Origin of the sequence: Synechococcus sp. B60.1 (genome assembly GCF_047462555.1) — a bacterium.
Taxonomy (GTDB): domain Bacteria; phylum Cyanobacteriota; class Cyanobacteriia; order Thermostichales; family Thermostichaceae; genus Thermostichus.
Window position 1 is genome coordinate 11,674 of the sequence record NZ_JANSJN010000035.1, and the last position, 6,999, is coordinate 18,672.

Consider the following 6,999-nt stretch of genomic DNA (forward strand, 5'->3'; position numbering starts at 1 on the left):
GGAGAAAAGTGCGTCATGATGCGCATTTCTATTCAGCCGGAGAGCAGGATCCCTGGCTCTGTCCAGCTCTTCAACTTGCTCTGTTTTGGCATTGCCTGCGGGCAATTTCCTCCCGGCTATCGCCTGCCCAGCACCCGTCAATTGGCCATGCAAACGGGCCTGCACCGCAACACCATCCACAAGGTTTACCACCAACTGGAGGCCATGGGTCTGGTGGAAACGCGCGCTGGATCTGGCATTTACGTCAGCGGCTCCGCCCGCCAGGCGGTTAACCGCTCTTCTTGTAGTCTGGGCGAAAACCTGGATCGATCCCAACAAGCCCTGCAGCAGGTGCGCCAGGGCATCGATCAGCTTCAGCAACAGGGCTTTTCTCTGGAGCAGGTGCGGGATCTGCTGCTGGCAGAGATCGACTGGCGGTTGCGCTGCAGTGCCCAAGTGCTGGTGTGCGTGCCCAATCGGGATCTGGGCACAGGACAACTGATGGCCCAACAAATCCAACAGACTTTGGGCATCCGGGTGCAGTTGGTGCCCCTAGAGGATCTGGCCGCCGTGCTGGATCAAATCCATTCCGGCACTGTGGTGACGCTCCACTATTTTCTCAGCGCCGTCGAGGCCATTGCCCAGCCGCGGGGGGCCCGTGTTCTCCCGGTGGAGGTATCTGACTACGCCCGCGAAATTGCCCTGATCCGCCAATTGCCTCCCCACGCCTGTCTAGGGCTGGTGAGCATCAGCACCGCCCTTCTGGAAGTTGCCGAGGTGATTGTCCACAGCCTGCGGGGAGACCTGCTGGTGCTGACGGCGGTGATTTCCGATGCCGAGCGGGTGGGATCCCTAATCCGCCGCGCCCACACCCTCATCTGCGACGAGGCCAGCTACCCCACCCTGCGCGCCCTAGTGCGCCAAGCCCGCCCCGACCTGATCCGCACGCCCCACCTGGTCTGCACCGCCCCCCACATCGGAGAAGCAGCCATGGCCGAGCTGCGACGGGAATTGGGCGGGATCCCATGAGCAGCAAGGGCGAGAAAACGCCTTAAGTCAGTCTTGTTGCAAGCAGGCCATTTCGCGGATGACGGGCTGTGCAATGGTGTGCTTAAGTGGAAATACGGTAAAAGCCACCCTAATCTGATCCATCGCTAGTCAGTCTTTACACGTATGGTGATCCTCGACTACACCTCCGCCGATCGCGACCATGTGGCGGTGACACGGGAAGGTTTCTGGGAAGCCATCCGCTTCCAGGGCCATTTTTACGTCTTTAACCGCAGCTTTTCTCGGCTGCAGGACGCCATCGACAGTTGCCGCTACGACATGGATCGCGGCTCCCTGATCAGCATTGTGGTGGTGCGATCCCAGAGCTACGAGGTGTGGTCGCAGGTGGGATCCGACATTCCCGTCTTGCCAAAGCCCCTCTTGAGCCCCACGGCCAGGGACTCTGTCTTGCCAGCGCGCCTGGCTCCATCTTTGCCCAAACGTCCTTCCTGGTCGTTCTGGCACTGGGGATGCAAGGCTTATGGGGTCGAGGACGAACCGGCTGCACCGCGGCCCCTGTTCCACCACACCGCCCGGCCCTACAACGCTCTACAGGCTTAAGCCGGAATGGGTCGCGTTTTCTAGAGAACAGGATGGCTGCACGTGCAAATTGAGATCCGGCTCTTCCACCAGCAAGGGCACCCGCTCGGCCACTTCCAGGCCAAATCCTTTCAAGCCGCTGATGTGGCGAGAGGTGTTGCTGATCAAGCGCATTTGGCGCACCCCCACATCGCGTAGGATCTGGGCGCCAATGCCGTAATCCCGCAGATCCATCGCTGCCGGCGGCGCGGTTTCAGCTAGCCCCAGATCCTGCAGGGCATAGGACTGAATTTGCCGGATGAGGCTAAGCTCCTGCTCTTGCCGGCGCAGGTACACCAGCACCCCCTTGCCCTGGTGGTCGATCATCTTCAGGGCGGCGGTCAATTGGCGGCGGCAGTCGCAGCGCAGGGATCCCAGCGCATCCCCCAGGGGGCATTCCACATGCACGCGCACCAGGACGGGCTCGGCGGCAAATTGGGTCGGATCCCCCTTCACCAGCGCCAGGTGCTCCACCTGGTTGAGGGTGTCGCGGTAGCCGTAGACCTGAAACCGGCCAAACTCCGTCGGCAAGGTGGCAGTAGCCCCCCGATGCACCAGCCGTTCGGTGCGCAGGCGGTACTCGATCAGATGGGCGATGGTGATGATCTTCAGATTGTGCTGGCGGGCATAGTCGATCAACTGGGGCAGGCGGGCCATCGAGCCATCCGGGTTTTGGATCTCGCAGATCACCCCTGCCGGGTACAGCCCCGCCAGCAGCGCCAGATCCACCGCCGCTTCCGTGTGGCCGGCCCGTTTGAGTACCCCACCCTCCCGCGCCCGCAGCGGAAAGACATGCCCAGGGCGACGCAAATCTTCCGGTCGCGTATGGGGGTGGATAGCCGCCTGGATGGTCCGAGCGCGATCGGCAGCGGAAATGCCCGTCGAAACCCCTAACTCTGGCCCAGCATCGATGCTGACGGTAAAGGCAGTCTGGTTGCTGTCGGTGTTTTGCCCCACCATCAGCGGGATCTTCAGCTCGTCCAGACGGGATCCCTGCATGGCTAGACAAATGAGGCCCCGCCCATGGGTGGCCATGAAGTTGATCACCTCTGGCGTGGCAAACTGGGCAGCACAGATCAGATCCCCTTCGTTTTCCCGATTTTCGTCATCGACCACGATGACCATGCGGCCACACTTGAGGTCTTCCAGGGCTTCGGGGATGGAGTGAAAGATGGTTTCTGTCTCTGCCGGCAAAGTGGCACTCATGGAAAAAGGGACGCAAAAGGGAGAAATTATATTGGGCACAGCCGGCTCTGGGCAGCGGAGCCATCGTATCCTGGACCAGGGATCCGGAAGTTGTCTCAGTACTTGGGAATCGAGGGATCGTAAGCCTCAGCCCAGGCGAGGATGCCACCGCGTAGATTTTTCCCCTCGATCCCGGCAGTTTGTAGGATCTTCAAGGCCTTGGCCGAGCGCACTCCACTCTTGCAGTGGACGATCAGCTCCGAGCCGTTGAGCAGCTTGCGCACCTGCTCCACCCCATCACCATTTTCGATTTGCGGCAACGGGATCAGGTGGGCGCCAGGGATCCGACCGATCTCCCACTCGTTGGGGTTGCGCACGTCGATCAACACAAAATCTTTGCCGGCATCCATCCGCGCCTTCAGCTCGGCCACACTGATCTCCGGGATCTCCGCTTGGCTAGCTTGCGCTTGCGGGATCCCGCAGAACTGCTCGTAGTCGATAAGTTGAGTGATGGGCGGGGTGGCGGGGTTTTTGCGCAGCTTTAGCTCGCGGAAGCTCATTTTTAGAGCATCGTAGAGCAGCAGCCGCCCGCTCAGGGTCGTGCCGATGCCCAACAGGATCTTCACAGTCTCCGTAGCTTGAATGAGGCCGATGATGCCGGGCAGGATCCCCAGCACTCCCCCCTCGGCACAGGAGGGAACCAGCCCCGGTGGGGGTGGCTCGGGGTAGAGATCGCGGTAGTTGGGCCCATCCTCGTAGTTGAAGACCGTCGCCTGCCCTTCAAAGCGGAAGATCGAGCCGTAGACATTGGGCTTGCCCGTCAGCACACAGGCATCGTTGACCAGGTAGCGGGTGGGGAAATTATCGGTACCGTCCACGATCACGTCGTAGTTGGCAAACAGCTCCAGGGCGTTGTGGGCCTTCAGAGCGGTGTTGTAAACGTCCACCTGGCAATAGGGGTTGATCTCCAGGATGCGATTTTTGGCCGATTCCACCTTGGGCTTGCCCACCCAGGAAGTGCCGTGGATCACCTGCCGCTGCAGGTTCGACACGTCCACCACATCGAAATCGACGATGCCGATCCGCCCCACGCCGGCTGCCGCCAAGTACAACAACAGGGGCGAGCCGAGGCCGCCTGTGCCGATGCAGAGCACCTTGCCTGCTTTCAGCCGCTTCTGCCCCTCCAGGCCCACCTCCGGCAGGATCAAATGGCGAGAAAACCGCTCCATCTCCTCGCGGGAGAGGCTGACTTGGCTGGTGTCTAGGTGCAACATAGTCAAAACCCTCCGGCAATGGCAGGAACGATGCTGATGGTGGCTTTCTCTCCCACAGGAGTGTCGTCGCCTTGGGCCAAAGTGCGCACATCCTCGTCGTTGAGGTAAATGTTGACGAAATTGCGCAACTTGCCGTCTTCGGTGTAGAGGTGGCGCTTTAGCTCGCCATAGCGGGCGATCAGATTGCGCATTACTTCGCCAACGCTGTTGCCCTCGATCTCGACAGCTTCCAGGTTGTCGGTGTAGGGACGCAAGGGGGAGGGAATCAGGACTTTGGTTGCCATGGGAGTTCGGGGAAGGGTTCTAGCGATCTGGTTGATCTACACCTTGAGGTTCTGAGCTGAACTATTCCAAGTGTCACCTCATCAAGTTCAGAGTACCGCTTTTTCCGACAACCCTCACCACAGTCATTGCCCAACAGGGATCCCAAAGCTTCTCAGCCATAAGCCTCACTTTTGGAGGGAAGGTTGGCGGGAAAACAGCAGTCAGCTCCGCCCAGGCTCTAGCCAGCCCGAGCCACAAGCGAGGGCAGAGATTTGTCTTCCCAAATCTGCATCGGCTCCCGTTGGGGCTGCTCCTGCTCATCCAAAATCCAGCTTGCCACCTCCTCTGCCTTGCCCTCGCGCACGCTAACAATCACGCAGGAAAAGCCCCAAGGAAAAGCGTGCTGCCGGTCGAACTCCGAAGGAACGGCCGCGTGGTTGGGGTGGGAATGGTAGGTGCCCAGGATCCCCAGGCCTTTGCGCATGGCATGGTCGTTGGCCCGCTTGAAATCCGCCGGGTCGATCAAGAAGCGGCGGCGGCTGGATTCCCCGTCTGCCAAGGGGTTTTCGGCTTGATCCCAGGTGTTGGCCACTGCCCAGAGTTCATGGACGATCTTGTCCGATCCCTTGAGCTCGCCGATCAAAATACCGCAGCCCTCGTAGGGAAAGGCTTGCTCGCCATGCTGGCGGATGGCGCGAAGATGCTCTGCCGAGAGGTAAAGGACCATGAATCTCGCTTTTGCCGATGGAGTTACCGTTCTTTCTCTTTCATTTTGACACGAAAAGAGGCTTGCTAGCCTCCTACTTAGGTGCGGGCAGAGCCCTGGGCTGATGAACTGGGGAACTGCGCAGAGTCCCTAGCGCTCCGGGAAAACAGCCATGCCGTTGCCTTGGCGTTTAGCCAGCCGGTCGGCAGGGGGAGTGGCAAAGGTTGACCGGAGATAGGATCCCTTATCTTGCCGCCGGTCTTCCTTTGGCATAAGTGGGAGTGTAAACCCAGCGCAACCTGGGGATACGGTAGGATGCAGAAGTCCATCTGAACAGATTTGGATGCGGCAAACTAACCGGGAACATTAGGGTGACGAGCCGGCAGCGGAGGAACAAGCGGAGAATAGTGGGGGCAGCCCTGGCAGGGCCCTTGCGGGTTGACGGCACAGCGCAACCAAGCCGACTGGGCGCTGAAAACACAGGAGGGATCCCCTAGCGGCTGGCCGAATTCACCGGCCCGTTGGCGGCGCAGCAGTACCACTTGTCGTCGCCAATCCTGCAAAAAGCGGCTGTAGGCACGTTCCCGCCAGCGACGCTTGGCCGCATGTTCCGAGACATAGGCAGTGAGGTTATCCAACATGGAACAGTCACCCAGGGAGTAAGGCCAACAGGCTGGGGGTCGCGTTGGATCAGTCTAGATCCTCAGGATGGCACACTCTGGCAAGAGAGGGAGAAATTGCAGAAGAATTGCAAACTCTCCCTACCTTACTGAGGATGAAGCACCACTTTGCCAACTGGAGGGCGGGGCGGCAGCATGGGCAAGGTGATTGGTTTGAGCCGAAAAACTAGCGGAGCAAGCTGCCGGCTAGTGGGCAGGGGGATAAGCCGCCTATGATGGTATGGTGCAGGCTGGCTCCGACTTATAGCGAAGTTGCAGCGAGCCCACGGGGAAAGAAGTAAGTCGCCAGGGGATCCCTGCAGGCTTGCTTTCGAGACGTGAGTTGAGGTTGTGATGACGGATACCTCTGGGTCAGAGCAATGGAAAAGCTTGAAAGCCATCTCTGAGGGTTCTCCCCTCTCCCTTCCGGATCACCTGATCCGAGCTACGGCGGCAGAAGGCAAGATCCGCGTGGTGGGCTTAGTGTCCACCCAGGCAGTCCAGGAAGCGCGGGAGCGGCACAAGCTCTCCTACGTGGCGACAGTGGCGCTGGGGCGGGCCATGAGTGCAGCCCTGTTGCTGGCAGCTAACCTGAAGCGACGCCAGGCGCGGATCAACCTGCAACTGAAGGGAAATGGCCCCTTGGGCAGCATCTACGTAGATGCCGGCATGGACGGCACGGTACGCGGCTATGTGAGCAACCCTGCTGTTGAACTTCCTCTCACCCCTGAGAGCAAGTTAGATGTGGGTCAGGCCGTTGGGCGTTACGGCTATTTGCATGTGCTGCGGGACTTGGGCTACGGCCAGCCTTACACCAGTGCTGTGGAACTGGTTTCAGGGGAGGTGGGAGACGATATCAGCTACTACCTCTCCTCCTCGGAGCAGATCCCCTCGGCAGTTCTTTTGGGGGTCAACCTCGATTCCCAGCGGGTGCGCGCCGCTGGTGGAGTGTTGATGCAGCTCATGCCGGGAGCACCAGCCAGTCTGATCCCGGAGATGGAGGCCCGTTTGGCCAAAGTAGAGGAATTCAGTCCAATGCTGGCCTACGGCGGCGGTTTGCTGGAGCTGTTGCAAATTTGTCTGGGCGACCTGGATCTGAAGATCACGCCGGAGGTGCGCACCATCCGCTTCTATTGCCAGTGCAACTCCGACCGGGTGAAGGGGGCGTTGCGTATGTTGGGGCGGGACGAGCTCATCGACATGATCCGTACTGATAAGGGAGCAGAGGCGGTTTGCCAGTTCTGTAACGAGGTCTATCGCATCTCGGAGGACGAGCTGCGCTCGATTGTGGCAGAGATGTCGGCAA

The 6,999-nt window shown here is 60.0% G+C and carries 7 protein-coding genes and 1 pseudogene; 3 read left to right on the forward strand and 5 right to left on the reverse strand.

Annotated features, from left to right (window positions below; translation table 11 throughout):
• Both NW863_RS05670 and NW863_RS05675 read left to right on the forward strand, forming a co-directional pair.
• On the forward strand, nt 1-1,008 hold a 1,008-nt coding region (locus NW863_RS05670), incomplete at its 5' end, for a GntR family transcriptional regulator (RefSeq protein WP_414365094.1).
• A gap of 144 nt (nt 1,009-1,152) precedes the next feature.
• On the forward strand, nt 1,153-1,587 hold the full coding sequence (locus tag NW863_RS05675; protein ID WP_414365095.1) for a hypothetical protein: 435 nt from the start codon (nt 1,153-1,155) through the stop codon (nt 1,585-1,587).
• A 42-nt stretch (nt 1,588-1,629) separates the two neighbouring features.
• Here NW863_RS05675 and ribB read toward each other — a convergent pair.
• The 5 genes and pseudogenes from ribB to NW863_RS05700 all read right to left on the reverse strand — a co-directional run.
• Nucleotides 1,630-2,778: pseudogene (ribB, locus tag NW863_RS05680) on the reverse strand (3,4-dihydroxy-2-butanone-4-phosphate synthase); the annotation flags it as partial.
• A 128-nt stretch (nt 2,779-2,906) separates the two neighbouring features.
• On the reverse strand, nt 2,907-4,064 hold the full coding sequence (gene moeB, locus NW863_RS05685; protein WP_414365096.1) for a molybdopterin-synthase adenylyltransferase MoeB: 1,158 nt from the start codon (nt 4,062-4,064) through the stop codon (nt 2,907-2,909).
• Between the two features lie 2 nt (nt 4,065-4,066).
• Nucleotides 4,067-4,348 carry a MoaD/ThiS family protein gene (locus NW863_RS05690; protein ID WP_414365098.1) on the reverse strand — a complete coding sequence of 94 codons (282 nt, stop codon included), beginning with the start codon at nt 4,346-4,348 and terminating at the stop codon, nt 4,067-4,069.
• Nucleotides 4,349-4,566: 218 nt separating this feature from the next.
• Complete coding sequence (locus tag NW863_RS05695) at nt 4,567-5,055, reverse strand: M67 family metallopeptidase (RefSeq protein ID WP_414365099.1); 489 nt, start codon at nt 5,053-5,055, stop codon at nt 4,567-4,569.
• 332 nt (nt 5,056-5,387) lie between these two features.
• Nucleotides 5,388-5,675, reverse strand: coding sequence for a DUF6464 family protein (locus NW863_RS05700; RefSeq protein WP_414365101.1), 288 nt, complete (start codon nt 5,673-5,675; stop codon nt 5,388-5,390).
• Between the two features lie 372 nt (nt 5,676-6,047).
• Between NW863_RS05700 and hslO the strand changes: the two genes are divergently transcribed.
• On the forward strand, nt 6,048-6,999 hold a 952-nt coding region (gene hslO, locus NW863_RS05705; protein ID WP_414365103.1), incomplete at its 3' end, for an Hsp33 family molecular chaperone HslO.

Excerpts from the sequence above, each read along its gene's own strand:
- NW863_RS05675 (WP_414365095.1), top strand. The coding sequence starts at position 1,153 with ATGGTGATCCTCGACTACACCTCCGCCGATCGCGACCATGTGGCGGTG.
- moeB (WP_414365096.1), bottom strand. The coding sequence starts at position 4,064 with ATGTTGCACCTAGACACCAGCCAAGTCAGCCTCTCCCGCGAGGAGATG.
- NW863_RS05690 (WP_414365098.1), bottom strand. The coding sequence starts at position 4,348 with ATGGCAACCAAAGTCCTGATTCCCTCCCCCTTGCGTCCCTACACCGAC.
- NW863_RS05700 (WP_414365101.1), bottom strand. The coding sequence starts at position 5,675 with ATGTTGGATAACCTCACTGCCTATGTCTCGGAACATGCGGCCAAGCGT.
- NW863_RS05695 (WP_414365099.1), bottom strand. The coding sequence starts at position 5,055 with ATGGTCCTTTACCTCTCGGCAGAGCATCTTCGCGCCATCCGCCAGCAT.